The sequence below is a fragment of the Paracoccaceae bacterium genome (assembly GCA_019454225.1).
GTDB lineage: Bacteria > Pseudomonadota > Alphaproteobacteria > Rhodobacterales > Rhodobacteraceae.
This window is the reverse complement of record CP075370.1, coordinates 3,802,298-3,821,401: the sequence shown is the minus strand read 5'-3', so window position 1 is coordinate 3,821,401 and position 19,104 is coordinate 3,802,298. Positions and strand designations below refer to the sequence as shown.

Here is a 19,104-nt window from a genome sequence, read left to right as displayed (position 1 = left end):
GAAGGGTATGACCCTGCTCGACCATCTGGCCCGACGTCCCGCGATCCCGGCCGCCGCTGCCGTGACGGTGGCCGCCGGTCTGGCCGCGCTCGTCTCGGTCTGGGCGGTCCATGCGGTCGAGGCGCGCACCGCGCGCGCAGTGAAATCGCAGCTTCTGACGGCCGGGATCACCTGGGCCGACGTGCAGGCCGATGGTCTGCGCGTCGTGCTGTCGGGCCTTGCCCCGAACGAGGCGCAGCGCCTGCGCGCCCTGAACCTCGCGGGTGGCGTGATCGACGCCAACCGGGTGCGCGACGAACTCGACGTCGTGGCGCTGCGCGCGCCCGAGGCGCCGCGCTTCCTGCTCGAGATGCTGCGCAACGACGACGACCTGTCGCTGATCGGCCTCCTGCCCGCGGCGGGCAGCGACGAACCGCGCGACCTCGCGGCCGAGGCGACCGCCATCGCCGGCGGCTCGCCCGTGGCCGACATGCTGGAGGTCGCGAACTGGCCCGCGCCCGAGGGCTGGACGGATGCCGTGGATTTCGCGATGGCGGCGCTGGCGATGCTGCCGCGCTCCAAGATCTCGGTGGCCGCCGACCGGGTCACCGTCACCGCGATCGCCGGAAGCGAGGCCGAAAAGCGCAAGTGGGAGGCTGATCTGGCCCGGCGCGTCCCCGGCGGCGTCGTGGCCGAGATCGTGATATCCGCGCCCCGCCCGGTGCTCACCCCCTTCACGCTGCGCTTCGTCAAGGACGCCGCAGGCGCCCGCTTCGATGCCTGTTCCGCAGATACCGACCGCGCGCGCGACCGCATCCTTTCGGCGGGCGCGCAGGCGGGCGTGACCGGCAAGCAGGCCTGCACCGTGGGCCTCGGCGTGCCCACCCCCCGCTGGGGCGAGGCGGCGGTTGCCGCGATCAACGCGGTCGGGGCGCTCGGGCAGGGCACGGTCACCTTCTCGGATGCCGACATCACCCTGACGGCGGCGCAGGGCACCTCGCAGGCCGCCTTCGACCGTGTCGTGGGCGAACTCCAGACCGCGCTGCCCCCCGTGTTCTCGCTGACCGCCACACCCCCGGTGCCCGAAAAGGCCACGCAGGAAGGCCCGGCCGAATTCACCGCCACCCTGGCCGCGGGACGGGTCGAACTGCGCGGCCGGCTGACCGACGATCTGGTGCGCGGCGCCGTCGACAGCTTCGCCCGCGCCCGCTTCGGCCATGATGCCGTCTACACCGCCGCCCGGCTTGATGCCGACCTGCCCGAGGGCTGGCCGGTCCGCGTGCTGGCCGGCCTCGAATCCCTCGCCCAGCTGGACGAGGGCGCGCTGTCCGTCCGGGCCGATCTGGTCGCCGTCCGGGGCGTCACCGGCCGGCAGGACGCCCGCGCCCGCATCGCCCAGCTGCTGTCCGACCGCCTCGGCCCCGGCCAGACCTTCACCGTCGACGTCCGCTATGACGAGGCGCTCGATCCCGACGCGGCCCTGCCCGAACCGCAGGTCTGCATCGACCGCCTGAACGCCGTGCTGGCCGCACAGAAGATCACCTTCCCCCCCGGCTCGTCCGAGATCGCGGGCCCCGCCACCGCCACCGTCGATGCGCTGGCAGCGGTTCTGCGCGGCTGCCCGCCGCTGGCGATGGAGATCGCGGGCCACACCGACAGCCAGGGCAGCGAGGGCGGCAACGCCGCGCTCAGCGAGGCGCGCGCCCGCGCCGTCCTCGCCGCGCTGCAGGGCCGCCGCCTGCCGCTCGACGGCGTCTTCGCCAGGGGCTATGGCGAGGCCCGCCCGATCGCCGACAACGCCACCGAGGCGGGACGCGAGGCGAACCGCCGCATCGAGTTCACGCTTCTCGCCCCCCCCGCCGAACCGGTCGCCGCCCCTGCCGAACCCGGCGCCGAACCCGCGGCATCCGACGGCCCCCTGGTGCTGGCGCAGGGCGCGGCCGATCCGGTCAACGGCCTCACCCGCTCGATCACCCTGTCCACCGCCGAAACCGCACCCGGGGCCGAACCCGCGCCCGCCTTCGAACCCTCCGATGAAACCTATCCGCGCCCGCCCCGCCGCCCGGGCGCCGACACCTCGCCATGAACCGCACCGAATTCATCATCGTCGCCACCGTCGTGCTGTTCGGGGCCTACCTGCTCGGCTGGTTCACCCATTGGCTGCTGCACCGCTTCACCCGCGTCGCCGGCGGCGACATGGGCGAGATCGACCGCCTCGCCCAGTCCCTGCACGAGGCCGAGGAGGAACGCGACCGCGCCCTCGTCTACATCGAGGAACGCGAGGCCGACCTCGGCAACCAGCTCAGCCAGACCGAGGCCGAGCTTCGCGCCGCCATGGACGGCCTGCGCGCCGTCCGGCACGAGGCCGAGGAAATGCGCGCCTATATCGAGCGCATGCACGCCAGCGCCGGCTAGGCGCCCCCGGCCCGTCACATCGCCGCCGACAGCAGGTACAGCACCACCCCCGCCGCCGCAGCCGCCCGCGCATTCATCCCGCAGGCCTGCGCCAGCATCAGCGCCGCCCAGGCCAGGTTGATCACCCGCGCCGCATCCGGCGCACTCAGCATCTCGAACAGCCACATCGCCATTTTCCTTTGACGTTGCGGCGGGCCCGCCTGTTAAGGTCGTGTCATGACGGGTTGAGTGTCGCCCGAACCGGCCTTCCGGCGCGATCTCACAGGGTTGTCCGCATGTTGCACAGGGTGGTCGGACATTGCCGAAAGTTGCACAGGACGTGCTGGACGACTTCGGGCGCCACGTGAAGCGCGCACGCGCGCTGCGCGGCTGGACCCTCGACCGGCTTGCCAGCGAAATGGTCGCGGATGGTGCGGTGCCGACCGGCAAGTCCTTCCTCTCGAACATCGAGAAGGGCCGCCGCCAGATCAGCGCCCGCACCGTGGGCAAGCTGATCCGGACGCTCGGCCTTTCCGAATCCCTGATCGACCCCTTCCTTTCGTCCGACATCGACCCCGGGGCCGAGGCTGCCGCCGATGCCGACGCCGACCGCCTGATCCGCCGGGCCGAGGCCGACCCCGACGCGCCCGCCACCGCCGAGGCGCTGCTGATCGGGCTGGCCGAACAGGCGGCCGGTCAGGGGTTCATCGACATCAGCACCGCCTATGACGCGCTCCGGGGCGCCCTTCGCGCGGCCGATGCGATGCGCGCGCAACTCGACCGCATCGGCAACATGGATGACCGTCTGGCCGCCGTGCTGCGCCGGGTGGCCGAGATGAACGACCGGGGCGAGACGCAGGCGGCAGGTGATGCGCTCGATCAGGCAATCCGCGCCCGCGAGGCCGAGATCGAGGCCCTGCAGGACGCCGCCCTGCGGCAGGACCGTATCCTGAACCGGCCGGACTCCGCCGCCGAACGCCTGGTCCGGCGCCTGCGCGCCACTCCCCAGCCCGGCGACCTGACCCGCGCCGTCAACCGCCTGCTGACCGAATGGCGCGAACGCGGCAAACGGCAGGGCGACCCCTTCGACCTGTTCGTGGCCCTTGCCCTCGCCCGGATGAACCATGACCGGGCGAAGGCGCCGGAACAGGCGATGGCGCTGACCAGCCTCGGCATCTGCCATCTGGCCATCGGCGAACGGCAGGCCACCGGCGACCACCTGACCCGCGCCCTGAACACCTTCCGCGCCTGCGAGAAAATCACCTCCCGCCCCCGCAACCCTGACACCTGGGCCGCGACGCAGACCAACCTCGGCATCGCGCTGCAATCGCTGGGCGAGCGGCAGGGCGATTCCGCCCTGCTGGACCAGGCCGTCGCGGCCCATCAGGCGGCGCTGACGGTCCGGACGGTGCAGACGGCGCCGATGGATTGGGCCGCGACGCAGACCAACCTCGGCGCCGCGCTGCAATCGCTGGGCCGTCGGCAGGGCGATCCCGCCGTGCTGGATCAGGCTGTCGCGGCCCATCGGGCGGCGCTGACGGTCTGGACGCTGCAGACGGCACCGATGGCCTGGGCCGCGACGCAGAACAACCTCGGCACCGTGCTGTTTGCACTGGGCGAGCGGCAGGGCGACCCCACGCTGCTGCACCAGGCCGTCGCGGCCTATCGGGCGGCGCTGACCGTCCTGACGCCGCAGGAGGCGCCGATGAACTGGGCCAAGTCGCAGTCCAACCTCGGCAGCGCGCTGCAATCGCTGGGCGCCCGGCAGGACGACCCCGACCTTCTGGAGCAGGCCGTCGCGGCCCATCGGGCGGCGCTGACGGTCTGGACGCCGCAGGCGGCGCCGATGAACTGGGCCAAGTCGCATGCCAACCTCGGCAGCGCGCTGCAATCGCTGGGCGCCCGGCAGGACGACCCCGACCTTCTGGAGCAGGCCGTTGCGGCCTATCGGGCGGCGCTGACCGTCCTGGCGCCGCAGGAGGCGCCGATGGACTGGGCCGCAACGCAGAACAACCTCGGTCTTGCCCTGCGGGGGCTGGGTGCACTGACGAACGACCACGGCGCCCTGTCGGACGCCGCGCAGGCCTATAGCGCCAGCCTTGCCCAAGGCACCCGCGACGCTACCCCCTTTCTCTGGGCGCGGACGCAATGGAACCTGGCCAATCTTGCTCTGGCCCGCCACGCGCTTGGCGCCGGCCCGGCCGATCTGTCGGCCGCCCGTGACCATCTGGCGGCGGCGCGGGCGGTCTTTGCCGCGGAACCGGGGTCGCACGCGCTTGCCGAATGCGACCGGCTGGCGGCCGCGCTTGACCGCGCGGGGGGGGAAGGGGCGGCGGGCTAGGCGGGTGCCCCCCGATTCGCCGTTGCAGGTTAACAGGGCGGTGCGCGCGCCCTGTCGGGACGGATGCCATACGCGCGCGGGACGGATGCAGGACGGATGCGGGATGGCCGCTGCCCGCCATGCCCCCCGATTAATCCAGCGTGCGCAAGGGCTTGCAAGCCCCGCCACCGCCCCGCCTTGCACCTGCGCCCCGGCAGGCTAGACAGTCGGTCACCGGCCCCGCAACGGGGCGGGTCACGGACGGGCGCGACCGGCGCCGCAGGGGGGGCGGGCATGCAGGACAAGGGCAGCGGCACGGCCGCCCCGCAGGGCCGCTTCACCGAAGGCAATCTTTTCAGGCACATAGCGGTGATGTCGCTGACATCGTCGGTGGGGCTGATGGCGATCTTCGCGGTCGATTTCGTGGACATGGTCTTCATCTCCTGGCTCGGCCAGGCCGAGCTTGCCGCGGCCGTGGGCTATGCCGGGGCGATCCTGTTCTTCACCACCTCGGTCGGCATCGGCATGTCGATCGCCGCCGGCGCCCTCGTCTCCCGCGCCGCCGGCGCCCGCGACCCCGCCCTCGCCCGCCACCGCGCCAGCACCGCCCTGTTCCACGGTCTCTGGTTCGGCGCCATCTTCGCCGCTGCCGTGTGGCTGGGGTTGGGGCCGCTGGTGCGGTTGCTGGGGGCTACGGGCGCGACCGAGGCCCATGCAATCCACTACCTGTCGATCATCGTGCCCTCTCAGCCGCTACTGATGGTGGGCATGATCGGCGGGGCGATCCTGCGCGCGCATGGCGATGCCCGCCGCGCGATGCTGGCCACGATCCTTGGCGGGCTGGTCAACGCGGTGCTCGACCCGATCCTGATCTTCGGGCTGGGGCTGGACCTGACCGGCGCCGCCCTCGCCTCGGTCGCGGCGCGGGTGACCATCGCCGCCACCGCCCTCCGCCCCATCCTGCGCCACCACGGCGGGTTTGACCGGCCGACGGCGGCGGGCCTTGCCGCCGACCTGCGGCCGGTCTTTGCCATCGCCGGCCCGGCCATCCTGACCCAGGTCGCAACCCCCTTCGGCCAGGCCTGGGTGACCCGCGCGATGGCCGCCTTCGGCGAGGCGGCGGTGGCGGGCATGGCGATTGCCGGGCGTCTGACCCCGCTGGCCTTCGGCGTGATCTTTGCCCTGTCCGGTGCGGTCGGCCCGGTGATCGGCCAGAACATCGGCGCCGGGCGCATGGACCGGGTGCGCGAGGCCTTTGCCGCCGCGCTGTGGTTCACCGCCCTCGTGGTGGCCGTCGCCGCAGCCGTGCTGTTCGCCCTGCGGGCCCCGATCGCAGACCTGTTCCGGGCCGAGGGACTGACCCGGGACCTTGTCTACCTGTTCTGCGGCCCCCTGGCGCTTCTGTTCTTCTTCAACGGGGCGATCTTCGTGGCCAATGCCGCCTGCAACAACCTTGGCCGCCCGTTCCAGTCGACACTGGTGAACTGGGGGCGGCATACCATCGGCACCGTGCCGCTGGTCATCGCGGGCGGGATGTGGCTGGGCGCCTCCGGCGTGCTGATCGGGCAGGGCGTCGGCGGCGTGATCTTTGCCGCGATCGCGGTCTGGCAGGCCCGCCGCGCGATGCGCTAGCCGATGATCCGCGCGGCCGTTCCCGCCAGGCCCTCGTCCACCGCCGCGCGTTCCTGCGCCGTCAGCACGCGGGCGCGGCGATAGCGCGGCTCGGCCCGGTCGTTCAGCACCTGCGCGTCCCAGCCGTCGGTTTCCGCGAAGAACCGCGCAACCCCCTCGGCCCCGAACGCCTGCATGTATCCCTGCACGATGCAATCGACATAGCTGAGCAGGATCGGATGCGCCGCCGCGGGCGCGGATACCCCCGCTTCGGGCACGACATAGAGATGGCAGGCCACCGGCCCGGCCGCGGTGTCCGCCGTGACCGTCACGCGGTCATAGGCCAGTTGCCGCAGGTCGAGCGCGGCCCAGTCGCCATCCGGCACCTCGGCGAGCAGCCCCAGCGTCACGCCCTCGGCCGGCCGCATCGTCAGATAGGCCACGCGCCGCGCCACCGTATGCACCCAGACCCGGCGCCAGCCGATCAGTTGCGCCGGTTCCATCCGGGTCATGCCATGCGTCGTGCGGTTCACCAGCGAGGCGAAGCAGAACAGCCGTTCCGTCATGCGGTTTTCCCTTGGCGGTGCCGCGTGCCATTGTCCCCCCTTGCCAGCCGCCACGCGCAGCGGCTAGACCTTGGGCGTCAGGATCGGGAGAATCCGGCGCGCGCGCAAGCCGTTGCGTGTCTGCCGGTGCCGAAGGAGCAACCGCCCCGGTAAACTCTCAGGCACAAGGGACCGGACCGGACACAGAAACTCTGGAGAGACCCCGGACAGTCCGGGGCGCCGAAGGGATAACGATCTCAGGCGCCGCATCCGCGGCAGGGACAGAGGGGGCATCAGACGGGCGGGCGCGGGCCTGCCGTGAAGGATGCTGCCGGACGACCGGCCGGGGGAATGATGGACGAACTGCTGCACACGCCGCTTCACGACCTGCACGTCGCGCAGGGGGCCAGGATGGTGCCCTTCGCGGGTCATGCGATGCCGGTGCAATACGCGCCCGGCGTGCTGCGGGAACACCTGCACACCCGGACGGCGGCCGGGCTTTTCGACGTGAGCCACATGGGCCAGGTGATCCTGCGGCCGCGGGCCGGAATGGCCGCACTCTGCGCCGCGTTCGAGGCGATGATGCCGGTCGATGTGGCGGGCCTTGCCGTGGGTCGGCAGCGCTATGGCCTGTTCACCGATGCGACCGGCGGCATCCTGGACGACCTGATGTTTGCCAACCGGGGCGATCACCTGTTCGTGGTGGTCAACGCGGCCTGCAAGGCGGCCGACATCGCCCACATGCAGGCGCATCTGTCCGACGCGGCCGAGGTCGTGCCGGTGACCGACCGTGCCCTGATCGCGGTGCAGGGCCCGGCCGCCGAGGCCGCGATGGCCCGCCATGTGCCCGGTGTGGGGGGCATGCGTTTCATGGATGTGGCGGTCCTTGCATCGGCCTTCGGCGACCTGTGGATCTCGCGGTCGGGCTATACCGGCGAGGACGGGTTCGAGGTGTCGGTGCCTGTGGCCCATGCCGTTGCCCTGGCCGAGGCGCTGCTGGCCGAACCCGAGGTCGCGCCCATCGGGTTGGGCGCACGCGACAGCCTGCGGCTGGAGGCCGGGATGTGCCTCTATGGCCATGACATCGACACCACCACCTCGCCCGTCGAGGCGGGGCTGGCCTGGGCGATCCAGAAGGTCCGCCGGGCGGGCGGCGCGCGGGCGGGCGGGTTCCCCGGGGCCGCGCGCATCCTGCATGAACTGGCCGAGGGTCCCGAGCGGCTGCGCGTCGGGCTGGCCCCCGAGGGCCGCGCGCCGATGCGCGAGGGCACGGCGATCTTTGCCACGGACGGCACGCCGGTCGGCGCCGTCACCTCGGGCGGGTTCTCGCCGTCGCTCGACCGGCCCGTTGCCATGGGCTATGTCGCCGCCGCCTATGCCGCCACCGGAACGCCGCTGACCGGCGAGGTGCGGGGCAGGCGGCTGCCGCTGGCCGTCACCGATCTTCCCTTCCGACCCTCCACCTACAAGCGCTGAGGACGCGACATGAAGTATACCAAGGAACATGAATGGCTGCGGGTCGAGGGCGACCTTGTGGTGGTGGGCATCACCGAACATGCCGCGACGCAACTGGGTGACGTGGTTTTCGTGGAACTGCCCGAAGTCGAGACGATGGTGGCCGAGGGCGACGAGGTCTGCGTGATCGAAAGCGTCAAGGCGGCGTCGGACATCCTGGCCCCGGTCGATGGCGAGATCGTCGAGGTGAACGCCAAGCTGGTGGACAACCCGGGCCTGGTGAACGCCGATCCGACGGGCGCGGCCTGGTTCTTCAAGATGGCGGTCGAGGACCTGTCGGTGCTCGACGACCTGATGGACGAGGACGAGTACGCCGACTATGTCGCCTGACCGACCAGCGGCCCGGGGGCGCACCGATGTTGCGGAACGCCTGATCCCGGCGCCGCGGGACCGGCTGTTCTCGTGCTGGACCGATCCCGCGATGCTGGTCCACTGGCTGCCGCCGCGGGGCATGTCGGGGCGGGTCGAACTGTTCGATCCGCGCCCGGGCCGGCCCTTCCGCATCGTGCTGACGCATGACGACCCGGCCGTGCGCGGCAAGTCTGGCGGTGCCAGCGATGTGGTGGCCGGGCAGTTCGTGACGGTCGATCCGCCCGCGCACCTTGCCTTTGTCAGCCGTTTCCGAAGCGATGATCCGCAGTTCCAGGGCGAGATGCGGATGGACTGGCAATTCGAGCCCCGGCCCGGCGGCACGCTGGTGCGCATCGTCGCCACGGGCGTGCCGCCCGGCATCTCCGCCCAGGATCATGCGGCGGGCATGGGATCGTCCCTTGCCCAACTGGCCGCGCTTGTCGAATGACCGCGAAGGAGCCGACGCGATGACCTTCACCCCCACCGACTACAACCCCTACGATTTTGCAAACCGCCGCCACATCGGCCCTTCGCCGGCCGAGATGGAGACGATGCTGGATGCCGTGGGCGTGCCCGACCTCGATGCGCTGATCGACGAGACGGTGCCCGCCTCGATCCGGCAATCCACGCCGCTGTCCTGGGCGCCGCTGGCCGAGCACGAGCTTCTGGCGCGGATGCGCGCGGTGGCGGCGCGGAACCGGGTGATGACCAGCCTGATCGGGCAGGGCTACCACGGCACCGTCACCCCGCCTGCCATCCAGCGGAACATCCTGGAGAATCCGGCCTGGTACACGGCCTATACCCCGTATCAGCCCGAGATCGCGCAGGGGCGGCTCGAGGCGCTTCTGAACTATCAGACGATGGTTGCCGATCTGACCGGCCTGCCGGTCGCCAATGCCTCGCTCCTGGACGAGGCGACGGCGGCGGCCGAGGCGATGACCATGGCCGAGCGCAGCGCGAAATCGAAGGCGCGCGCCTTCTTCGTCGACCGGTTCTGCCATCCCCAGACTATCGAGGTCATCCGCACCCGCGCGCTGCCCCTGGGCATCGAGATCATCGAGGACATGGTCGGAAACCTTGATCCGTCAAAGGTCTTCGGCGCGATCTTCCAGTATCCGGGCAGCTATGGCCATGTCACCGACTTCACCGCCCTGATCGCCAAGGTCCATGCCGCCAAGGGTATCGCCATCGTCGCGACCGACCTTCTGGCGCTGTGCCTGATCAAGGAACCCGGGGCGATGGGCGCCGACATCGCCATCGGATCGTCGCAGCGCTTCGGCGTGCCGATGGGGTATGGCGGGCCGCATGCCGCCTTCATGGCCTGCCGCGACGACCTCAAGCGCGCCATGCCGGGGCGGATCGTCGGGGTGTCGATCGACGCGCGCGGCAACAAGGCCTACCGGCTGTCGCTGCAGACCCGCGAACAGCACATCCGGCGCGAGAAGGCCACGTCGAATGTCTGCACCGCGCAGGCGTTGCTGGCGGTAATGGCCAGTTTCTACGCGGTTTTTCACGGTCCGAAGGGCCTGCGCGCGATCGCCGAGCGGGTGCATTTCCTGACCAACCGGCTGGCCCGGGCGCTGAAGGCGGCGGGGGCCAAGGTATCGCCCAAGGCGTTCTTCGACACGATCACGGTCGAGGTGGGGGTGGGGCAGGCGGGCATCCTGGCCGCCGCCCGGCAGGAGGGCCTGAACTTCCGCAAGATCGGTACGGATCGCGTGGGGATCAGCCTGGACGAGACGACCGACGAGGCGGTTCTGGTGCGGGTGCTGCGCGCCTTCGGCATCGAGGGCGTGCCGCCGCACCGCGCAACCCTCGGATTTCCCGAGTCAATGTTGCGCGAGACCAGCTATCTGACGCATCCGGTCTTTCACATGAACCGGGCGGAATCCGAGATGATGCGCTACATGCGGCGCCTGTCGGACCGTGACCTTGCCCTGGACCGGGCGATGATCCCGCTGGGGTCCTGCACGATGAAGCTGAACGCGGCGGCGGAAATGATGCCGATCACCTGGCCCGAGTTCGGGTCGCTGCATCCCTTCGTTCCGGCCGACCAGGCGGCGGGATACCACGAAGCGATTGATGATCTTGCAAAAAAGCTGTGCGAGATCACCGGCTACGATGCCTTTTCGATGCAGCCGAACTCGGGTGCGCAGGGGGAATATGCGGGCCTTCTGACGATTGCCGCCTATCACCGGGGGCGGGGCGAGGGGCACCGCGACGTCTGCCTGATCCCGACCTCGGCCCATGGCACCAACCCCGCCTCGGCGCAGATGGCGGGGATGAAGGTGGTCGTGGTCAAGACGGCGCCCAACGGCGATGTGGATGTCGAGGATTTCCGCGCCAAGGCCGCGGCTGCCGGGGGCAACCTGGCGGCCTGCATGATCACCTATCCGTCCACCCATGGTGTGTTCGAGGAGACGGTCCGCGAGATATGCCGCATCACCCATGATCACGGCGGGCAGGTCTATCTGGACGGGGCGAACATGAACGCCCTGGTCGGGTTGGTGAAGCCGGGCGAGATCGGGTCGGATGTGAGCCACCTGAACCTGCACAAGACCTTTGCCATTCCGCATGGCGGGGGCGGGCCGGGGATGGGGCCGATCGGGGTGAAGGCGCATCTGGCGCCCTTCCTGCCCGGTCATCCGCAGACCGGAGGCCAGGGAACGGTCAGTGCCGCGCCCTTCGGATCGGCCTCTATCCTGCTGATTTCATGGGCCTACTGCCTGATGATGGGGGGGCCGGGGCTGGCGCAGGCGACGCGTGTCGCGATCCTGAACGCGAATTACATCGCGGCGCGACTGCGCGGGGCCTATCCGATCCTGTTCATGGGCAACAAGGGCCGGGTGGCGCATGAGTGCATCCTGGACACGCGGCCCTTTGCCGAGGCGGGCGTGACCGTCGACGACATTGCCAAGCGCCTGATCGACAACGGATTCCATGCGCCGACGATGAGCTGGCCGGTGGCCGGGACGCTGATGGTGGAACCCACCGAGAGCGAGACCAAGGCCGAGATCGACCGGTTCGTCACCGCGCTGCTGGCAATCCGCGAGGAGATCGCGGCCGTCGAACGGGGCGAGATCGCCGCCGACCGCAGCCCCTTGCGGCATGCGCCCCACACGGTCGAAGATCTGGTGGCGGACTGGACGCGCGACTATCCGCGCGAACAGGGCTGCTTCCCGCCCGGGGCCTTCCGCGTCGACAAGTACTGGCCCCCGGTGGGGCGGGTGGACAATGTGTATGGCGACCGGAATCTGGTCTGTATCTGCCCGCCGGTCGAAAGTTACGCGGAAGCCGCTGAATAGGCTTGGCTTTCCAGGGTTAACGCAAGGTTGACGGTCTGGCGCGCGTCTGGCGCGCGTCTGGCCTGCGTCTGGCCGCCGCGGCCTTGAACCCGGCCCTGCCGCACATCACATTCGCGACGGGGAATGTGATGGAGGGCGAGATGACCGGGACGGTGCGGCTGACCTGCGCGGCCTGCGGGCAGGGCAACCGGGTGGCGCTGGCGCGGCTGGAGGGCGGGCCGAAATGCGGCGCCTGCGGGGCGGGGCTGGCCGACGGGCAGGTGCGCCCGCTGGATGCGGCCACGCATGACCGCGTGGTGGCGGGCGACGGTCTGCCGGTGCTGGTGGACTATTGGGCGCCCTGGTGCGGCCCCTGCCGCATGATGGCGCCCGAGTTCGCCAGGGCTGCCGCCGCGCTGGCGCCCGGTGTCCGGCTGATGAAGCTGAACACCGAGGATCATCCCGAGGTTGGCGCCCGGGCGGGCATCCGGGGCATCCCGGCGCTGATCCTTTATGACGGCGGGCGCGAGGTGGCGCGGCTGGCCGGGGCACGGCCCGCGGCCGAGATCGTGGCCTTCGCCCGCAGCCGCACGGCGGCCCCGGCGCGGGGGTGACGGCCCGGGTGCGAAGGCGGGCATCCGGCGGGCGGGTTCCCGCGCGGGACCGCTTGACTTCGCCCCGCGCCGATGCCAAACCCCGCCGCCAGTGGGGCAGTAGCTCAGTTGGGAGAGCGCGTCGTTCGCAATGACGAGGTCAGGGGTTCGATCCCCCTCTGCTCCACCAGACCCTCCCGGACAAGCTGAGATGATGCGGAACCCCGCGTGACACTGCCGTTCGATCTGTCCTGGCCCGCCGCGCTGTGGCTGCTGGCGGTGTGCGGGGGGGCGGGGTTCGTTCGGGGGTATTCGGGGTTCGGCTTTGCGGCGCTGGTGGTGACCGGCGGCGCGCTTGTGACCGACCCGCTGCATCTGGTGCCGGTGGTGATCCTGGCCGATCTGGCGCTGACGGTGCAGCAGGCGCGGGGCATCCGGGCGGATGTGGACTGGCGCCGCGTCGGGTGGCTGTTCGCGGGCTGCCTGCTGGGCGTTCCGGTATCGGTCTGGGCCCTGGCGCAGGTGGGGACCGACGCGGCGCGGGCGGCGATTTCGGTCTATGTGCTGGCGATGTGCGGGCTGCTGGCGCTGGGCTGGCGGGTGCGGCCCGGCGGCATGGGGCCGCATGTCGCGGTGGGGCTGGTGTCGGGGCTGGCCAACGGGGCCGCGGTGGGGGGGCTGCCGGTCGCGGCCTGGTTCGCCGCGCAGGGCGTGCCGGCGGCGACCTTCCGCGCGACGCTGATCGCCTATTTCACGGCGCTCGACCTCTGGTCGCTGCCGGTCATGGCACAGGCCGGGATGGTGGGCGTGGGCACGGCCTGGGCGGTGCTGCTGCTGTTTCCGGCGATGAGCCTGGGGGTTTGGGCCGGGGGGCGGCGGTTCCTGTCGACCCCGCCCGCCGAGTTCCGGCGGTTCGCCATCCTGCTGCTTGCGGTGCTGGCGGTGGCGGGGCTGGCGCGGTCGGCGATCTGACGGCGGGGCGGTTCCGCCCTCTGGTCAGTCGGCGCGCGGCGGGGCAGAGTGGCCGCGACCGGGCGTTGCGGGAGGACGTGGTGACAGGCCAGCCATCGGAGGTGCGCAAGACCACCTGCTACATGTGCGCCTGCCGCTGCGGGATCGACGTGCATCTGTCGGGCGGCCGCGTCACCCATATCGAGGGCAACCGCGACCATCCGGTGAACCGGGGCGTGCTGTGCGCCAAGGGTGCGGCGGGGTTGATGCAGGTGACATCGCCCGCGCGGCTGCGCGCGCCGCTGCGGCGGGTGGGGCCGCGCGGATCGGGGCAGTTCGAGGAGATCGGCTGGGACGAGGCGCTGGAGCTTGCGGCGGGCTGGCTGCGGCCGCTGCGCGAGACGGCGCCCGAGCGCTTCGCCTTTTTCACCGGCCGCGACCAGAGCCAGAGCTTCACCGGATGGTGGGCGCAGCAATACGGGACGCCCAACTGGGCGGCGCATGGCGGGTTCTGTTCGGTCAACATGGCGGTGGCCGGGATCATGACCGTGGGTTCGGCGTTTTGGGAGTTCGGGGCGCCCGACTGGGACCGGGCCGAGATCTTCCTGCTGTTCGGGGTGGCCGAGGACCACGATTCGAACCCGATCAAGATCGGCATCGGGAAGCTGAAGGCGCGCGGGGTGCGGGTGGTGGGGGTGAACCCGATCCGCACCGGATACAATGCCGTCGCCGACGACTGGTATCCGATCACGCCGGGCACCGACGGGCTTTTCGTGCTGGCCCTGGTGCATTGCCTGCTGGAGGCGGGCAAGGTGGACCTGGAGTTTCTGGCGCGGTTCACCAATGCGCCGCATCTGGTGGGGCCGGACGGGCTGATCCTGAAGAACGCGGAAAGCCAGCCCTTCGTGATCGACCGGCGCAGCGGCGCGCCCGCCCCCTGGGACGGGCCGGGGGTGGAGCCCGATCTGGGCGCGGTCTGGGACGGGTGCCGGACGGTGTTCGCCCATCTGGCCGAACGCTACCTGACGCCCGACCACGCGCCCGAGGCCGTGGCGGCGCGCTGCGGGATCCCGGCGGCGCGTATCCGGGCCCTGGCGGCGGAACTGGCGCGCGTGGCCTTTGACATGCCGGTGGTGATCGAGACGCCGTGGCAGGACTTCCGGGGCGATGCCCATCCGCGGATGGTGGGGCGTCCGGTGGCGATCCACGCGATGCGGGGCATCTCGGCGCATGCCAACGGGTTCCAGACGGCGCGGGCGATCCACCTGCTGCAGGCGCTGCTGGGCGCGGTCGAGACGCCGGGTTCCTGGCGGATGGAGCCGCCCTATCCCAAGCCGCTGGAGGCGCATCCGACGCCGCATGCCGTGGCGGTGCCGGGCCGTCCGCTGGCGGGGCCGCACCTGGGTTTTCCGCGTGGACCGGACCAGCTGGCCGTCGATGCCGCGGGCCGGCCGCTGCGGATCGACAAGGCGTTTTCCTGGGAGAACCCGTTTTCCGCCCATGGCCTGATGCACATGGTGATTTCCAACGCGCATGCGGGCGATCCCTACCCGATCGACACGCTGATGCTCTACATGGCCAACATGGCGTGGAATTCGTCGATGAACACCGCGCAGGTCATGGCGATGCTGACCGACCGGGGTGACGACGGCGAATACCGCATCCCGCGGATCATCGTGGCGGATGCCTATGCCTCGGAGATGGTGGCCTATGCCGATCTGGTGCTGCCCGACACGACCTATCTGGAACGGCACGACTGCATCAGCATGCTGGACCGCCCGATCTCGGAACCTGATGCGGCGGCGGATGCGATCCGCTGGCCGGTGCTGGAGCCCGAGCGGCCGGGGCCGCACGGGGTGCGGGCGTTCCAGTCGGTGCTGCTGGATCTGGGGGTGCGGCTGGGCCTGCCGGGGATGACCGACGTGCAGGGCGGCGCGGTGTGGCGCGACTATGCGGACTACATGCAGCGCCATGAACGGCGGCCCGGTGTCGGCCCGCTGATCGGGTTCCGGGGCGCGGATGGCAGCGCCACCGGACGCGGGGCGCCGAACCCCGGGCAGATCGCCGCCTATGTCGAGAATGGCGGATTCTTCCAGGCGCATGTGCCGGAAGGGGCGCGTTTCTTCAAGCCGTGGAACATGGCCTATCAGGACTGGGCTGTGGAGATGTCGATTTTCGACAGCCCGCAACCCTGCCTGATCACCCTCTGGTCCGATCCGCTGCGGCGGTTCCAGATGGCCGCCGAGGGGACGGGATGGCACCAGCCGCCCGACCACCTGCGCCCGCAGCTGAAGCGCGCGATGGACCCGCTGCCCCTGTGGTATCCGGCGGGCGGAGAGGATGCCGCCTATCCGCTGCATGCGCTGACGCAGCGGCCGATGGCGATGTATCATTCCTGGGGGTCGCAGAACGCCTGGCTGCGCCAGATCCACGGTCACAACGTGCTGTATCTGCCGACGAGGGTCTGGCAGGCGCAGGGATTTGCCGAGGGTGACATGGCGCGCGTCACATCTGCCACGGGCGAGATCGTGGTGCCGGTCGCGCACATGGCCGCGCTGAACGAGAACACGGTCTGGACCTGGAACGCCATCGGCAAGCGGGCGGGCGCCTGGGCGCTTTCGCCCGGTGCGCCGGAGGCGACACGGGGATTCCTGCTGAACCACCTGATCCACGAACTGCTGCCGGCCCGGGGCGACGGGCTGCGATGGGCGAACTCCGACCCGGTGACCGGGCAGGCGGCCTGGTTCGACCTGCGCGTAAGGGTCGAGCGGGTGGCGCCCGGCACGCCGCGGGCGCCGGACATTCCGGCGCAGCGGGCGGTGCCGGTTGCGGGTGGCGGTCGGCAGGACAGCCCGGCCGCGATCGCGGCGGCACGGGCCGGAGGTGGCGCATGACCTGTCTGCCCGCAGACACCCCGCGCAAGCTGGGCCTGGTGATCGACCTTGACACCTGCGTGGGCTGCCACGCCTGCGTGACCGCCTGCAAGGGCTGGAACGACCGGGTGCCGGATGGCGGCGGCGGTCTTTCGGATCAGGACCCCTATGGCGCGGACCCGTCGGGCACCTTCCTGAACCGGGTGCATTCCTATCAGATCACCCCGCCCGAGGGACCCGCGCAGATCGTGAACATGCCCCGGTCCTGCCTGCATTGCGAGGATGCGCCCTGCGTCACGGTCTGCCCGACCGGGGCCAGCTACAAGCGGGCCGACGACGGGATCGTGCTGGTGAACGAGGATGCCTGCATCGGCTGCGGGCTTTGCGCCTGGGCCTGCCCCTATGGCGCGCGCGAACTGGACGCGGGCCATGGCGTGATGAAGAAATGCACGCTCTGCGCCGACCGCATCCATGACGAGACCCTGCCCGAGGCCGACCGCATCCCGGCCTGCGTGCGCACCTGCCCGACCGGCGCGCGGCATTTCGGCGATCTGGCGGACCCCGGCAGCGCGGTGTCGCGGCTGGTGGCCGAACGCGGCGGATTCGGCCTGATGCCCGACCTCGGCACGCGGCCGGTCAACCGCTACCTGCCGCCGCGCCCCAAGGACCGGCCGATGCAGGCGCCGCCGCTGGCGCCGCTGCCGGATGTGCAGGCGACGGGAATCGCGGGCTGGCTCGACCGGTTGCTGGGGCGTCTCTGACATGCACCCCGCACCATCGGTCATCGTGTTCACCGTGCTGTCGGGGCTGGGCTTCGGCTTTCTGGCGCTGCTGGGGCTGGGTGTGCCGCGCGTCGCGGGCGCGACCGCCTTTGTGGCCTGGGGGCTGGGCTACGGGCTGGCGGTGGCCGGGCTTGTCGCCTCGACCTTCCATCTGGGCCAGCCGCGCCGGGCGTTGCTGGCGTTTACCCAGTGGCGCAGTTCCTGGCTGTCGCGCGAGGCCTGGGCCAGCCTGTCCGCGCTGGCCTGGCTGGCGCCGGTGGCGCTGTCCGACTGGCTGGGCTTTGGCTGGCCGGGCTGGTGGGCCTGGATCGGCGCGGCGCTGTGCGTGCTGGCGGTGGTGGCGACGGGGATGATCTATGCCCAGATCCGGGCGGTGCCGCGCTGGCACCATCCGGTGACGCCGGCGCTGTTCCTGGGGTTCGCGGCCACGGGCGGGTCGATCCTGGCGGGCCTGCCCTCGGCGCCGGCGCTTTGCGCCGCGCTGGCGGCGCTGCTGGTTCTTGCCTTCCGCGAGGGTGATGCGGCCTTTGGCCGGGCGGGGCAGACCATGGGCACGGCAACCGGGCTGGGCGGCATCGGCCGGGTCGACGTGTTCGAGCAGCCGCATACCGGCGGCAACTATCTGATGCGCGAGATGATCCATGTCGTCGGGCGACGCCATGCCGCGCGGCTGCGGGTGATCGCTGTGGGCGGGGCGGCGGTGGCGCCCGCCGTCGTGCTGCTGGTGGTGCCGGGATGGCCGGGGCAGGCGGTGGCGATCGTGCTGCATGTCGCGGGGGCGTTTGCCGCGCGCTGGCTGTTCTTTGCCGAGGCCGAGCATGTGGTGGGCCTGTACTACGGGCGGCGCTAGGCTGGCTTGATCCGTGTCAATGCGGGCCGGGCCGGGTTGCGGCAGGGTCGGGCGGGCAATGACGGAGGAACGGCATGACCCGCCTGTTGATGGTGATCTATTCGATGGCCTCGGTGACGCTGGCCGGTTCGCTGGTGGTGGTGGCGCTGGCCACCGGGCATGACACGCTGCAACCCATCCTGGTGGCGGCGATCCTGGGCTTCGTGGTGGCGCTGCCGGTGTCCTGGCTGGTCGCGCGGCGTCTGGGCTGAAGGTTCAGGACAGGAACACGCGCAGCGTTTCCTCGAATTCCCGGGGCTTGTCGGCATGCAGCCAGTGGCCCGCGCCGGGAATCCTGGCAAAGCGCGCGGCGGGAAACAGGGCACGGATCGCCGGGCGGTCATCGGGGCGGACGTAGCTGCTTTCGGCGCCGGACAGGAACAGCACCGGGCCGTCGAAACGGCCGTCGACGGCATCGGGCCAGCCGACGATCCGGGGCATCTCTGCCGCCAGCACGTCGAGGTTCAGCCGCCAGCGGGGCGGGTCGGACTTGAGATCCAGCGATTGCAGGAAGAAGGCGCGCAGGGCCGCGTCGGGCGTGGTCAGCGCGAGGCGCCGGTCGGCCTCGGCCCGCGATGACAGGCCGCCCAGGTCAAGGCTGCGCATCGCGTCGATGTGGCGCGTCTGGTCATGGGTATAGGCGACCGGCGCGATATCTGCCACGACCATCCGCCGCACCAGATCGGGGCGGGTCAGCGCCAGCATCATCGCGGCCTTGCCGCCCATGGAATGCCCGACCACATCCACCGGCCCGCCCTGCGCGGCGATCACCTCGGCCAGATCGGCGGCCATCTCGGGGTAGCCCTGTGTCGGCAGCCAGGGGCTTTCGCCGTGGTTGCGCTGATCCACGGTGATCACGCTGCGGTCCTGCCCCAGGCGGCGCGCGATGGCCCCCCAGTTGCGGGCCGAGCCGAAAAGCCCGTGGACGATCAGGATCGGCGGCGACGCGGGCGCGGGGTCGGGGCCGAAGCGGTGTGTGGTCAGCATGCCACCCCTTTACCGCGCGCATCGCGCTGC

General features: G+C 71.2%; 17 protein-coding genes, 1 tRNA gene and 1 riboswitch. Of the genes, 15 read left to right on the top strand and 3 right to left on the bottom strand.

Annotated features, from left to right (window positions below; all coding sequences use genetic code 11):
- The first annotated feature begins 25 nt into the window (after positions 1-25).
- Positions 26-2,065, top strand: a complete 2,040-nt coding sequence (locus KF887_18135; GenBank protein QYK43647.1) for an OmpA family protein — start codon at positions 26-28, stop codon at positions 2,063-2,065.
- Complete coding sequence (locus tag KF887_18130; GenBank protein ID QYK41262.1) at positions 2,062-2,394, top strand: hypothetical protein; 333 nt, start codon at positions 2,062-2,064, stop codon at positions 2,392-2,394. Before KF887_18135 ends, KF887_18130 begins: the two co-directional genes overlap by 4 nt.
- A 14-nt stretch (positions 2,395-2,408) precedes the next feature.
- Here the strand turns inward: KF887_18130 and KF887_18125 are convergent, their stop codons facing one another.
- On the bottom strand, positions 2,409-2,561 hold the full coding sequence (locus tag KF887_18125; protein QYK41261.1) for a hypothetical protein: 153 nt from the start codon (positions 2,559-2,561) through the stop codon (positions 2,409-2,411).
- Between the two features lie 152 nt (positions 2,562-2,713).
- On the opposite strand from KF887_18125, the gene KF887_18120 reads away from it, so the two are divergent.
- Both KF887_18120 and KF887_18115 read left to right on the top strand, forming a co-directional pair.
- Positions 2,714-4,714, top strand: coding sequence for a helix-turn-helix transcriptional regulator (locus tag KF887_18120; GenBank protein ID QYK41260.1), 2,001 nt, complete (start codon positions 2,714-2,716; stop codon positions 4,712-4,714).
- A gap of 351 nt (positions 4,715-5,065) precedes the next feature.
- Positions 5,066-6,325: an MATE family efflux transporter gene (locus KF887_18115; GenBank protein ID QYK43646.1), complete on the top strand. Its 1,260-nt coding sequence runs from the start codon at positions 5,066-5,068 to the stop codon at positions 6,323-6,325.
- On the opposite strand, the gene KF887_18110 is transcribed toward KF887_18115, so the two are convergent.
- Positions 6,322-6,870, bottom strand: a complete 549-nt coding sequence (locus KF887_18110) for a gamma-glutamylcyclotransferase (GenBank protein QYK41259.1) — start codon at positions 6,868-6,870, stop codon at positions 6,322-6,324. The genes KF887_18115 and KF887_18110 overlap by 4 nt on opposite strands.
- Positions 6,871-6,944: 74 nt before the next feature.
- Positions 6,945-7,054: riboswitch (glycine riboswitch) on the top strand.
- A gap of 149 nt (positions 7,055-7,203) precedes the next feature.
- Here KF887_18110 and gcvT point away from each other — a divergent pair.
- From gcvT to KF887_18055, 11 genes are all read left to right on the top strand, one after another.
- A complete protein-coding gene (gene gcvT, locus KF887_18105; GenBank protein QYK43645.1) occupies positions 7,204-8,325 on the top strand; it encodes a glycine cleavage system aminomethyltransferase GcvT in 1,122 nt (373 codons plus the stop codon).
- A gap of 9 nt (positions 8,326-8,334) precedes the next feature.
- A complete protein-coding gene (gene gcvH, locus KF887_18100; protein ID QYK41258.1) occupies positions 8,335-8,694 on the top strand; it encodes a glycine cleavage system protein GcvH in 360 nt (119 codons plus the stop codon).
- The gene (locus tag KF887_18095) at positions 8,684-9,163 is read left to right on the top strand and encodes an SRPBCC domain-containing protein (GenBank protein ID QYK41257.1); all 480 of its coding nucleotides are present in this window, start codon (positions 8,684-8,686) and stop codon (positions 9,161-9,163) included. Before gcvH ends, KF887_18095 begins: the two co-directional genes overlap by 11 nt.
- A 19-nt stretch (positions 9,164-9,182) precedes the next feature.
- Complete coding sequence (gene gcvP / locus KF887_18090; GenBank protein QYK41256.1) at positions 9,183-12,020, top strand: aminomethyl-transferring glycine dehydrogenase; 2,838 nt, start codon at positions 9,183-9,185, stop codon at positions 12,018-12,020.
- Between the two features lie 140 nt (positions 12,021-12,160).
- Positions 12,161-12,613, top strand: coding sequence for a thioredoxin fold domain-containing protein (locus tag KF887_18085; GenBank protein QYK41255.1), 453 nt, complete (start codon positions 12,161-12,163; stop codon positions 12,611-12,613).
- A 93-nt stretch (positions 12,614-12,706) separates the two neighbouring features.
- Positions 12,707-12,782: transfer RNA gene (locus KF887_18080), tRNA-Ala, on the top strand.
- Positions 12,783-12,820: 38 nt separating this feature from the next.
- Complete coding sequence (locus KF887_18075) at positions 12,821-13,564, top strand: sulfite exporter TauE/SafE family protein (GenBank protein ID QYK41254.1); 744 nt, start codon at positions 12,821-12,823, stop codon at positions 13,562-13,564.
- A gap of 122 nt (positions 13,565-13,686) precedes the next feature.
- Positions 13,687-16,437: a molybdopterin oxidoreductase family protein gene (locus KF887_18070; protein QYK43644.1), complete on the top strand. Its 2,751-nt coding sequence runs from the start codon at positions 13,687-13,689 to the stop codon at positions 16,435-16,437.
- Positions 16,434-17,177 carry a 4Fe-4S dicluster domain-containing protein gene (locus tag KF887_18065; protein QYK41253.1) on the top strand — a complete coding sequence of 248 codons (744 nt, stop codon included), beginning with the start codon at positions 16,434-16,436 and terminating at the stop codon, positions 17,175-17,177. Before KF887_18070 ends, KF887_18065 begins: the two co-directional genes overlap by 4 nt.
- 1 nt (position 17,178) lies before the next feature.
- The gene (locus KF887_18060; protein QYK41252.1) at positions 17,179-18,048 is read left to right on the top strand and encodes a dimethyl sulfoxide reductase anchor subunit; all 870 of its coding nucleotides are present in this window, start codon (positions 17,179-17,181) and stop codon (positions 18,046-18,048) included.
- A 74-nt stretch (positions 18,049-18,122) separates the two neighbouring features.
- Positions 18,123-18,299, top strand: a complete 177-nt coding sequence (locus KF887_18055; GenBank protein QYK41251.1) for a CTP synthetase — start codon at positions 18,123-18,125, stop codon at positions 18,297-18,299.
- Between the two features lie 4 nt (positions 18,300-18,303).
- Here KF887_18055 and KF887_18050 read toward each other — a convergent pair whose 3' ends face one another.
- The gene (locus tag KF887_18050; protein QYK41250.1) at positions 18,304-19,074 is read right to left on the bottom strand and encodes an alpha/beta fold hydrolase; all 771 of its coding nucleotides are present in this window, start codon (positions 19,072-19,074) and stop codon (positions 18,304-18,306) included.
- Between the last annotated feature and the right edge of the window lie 30 nt (positions 19,075-19,104).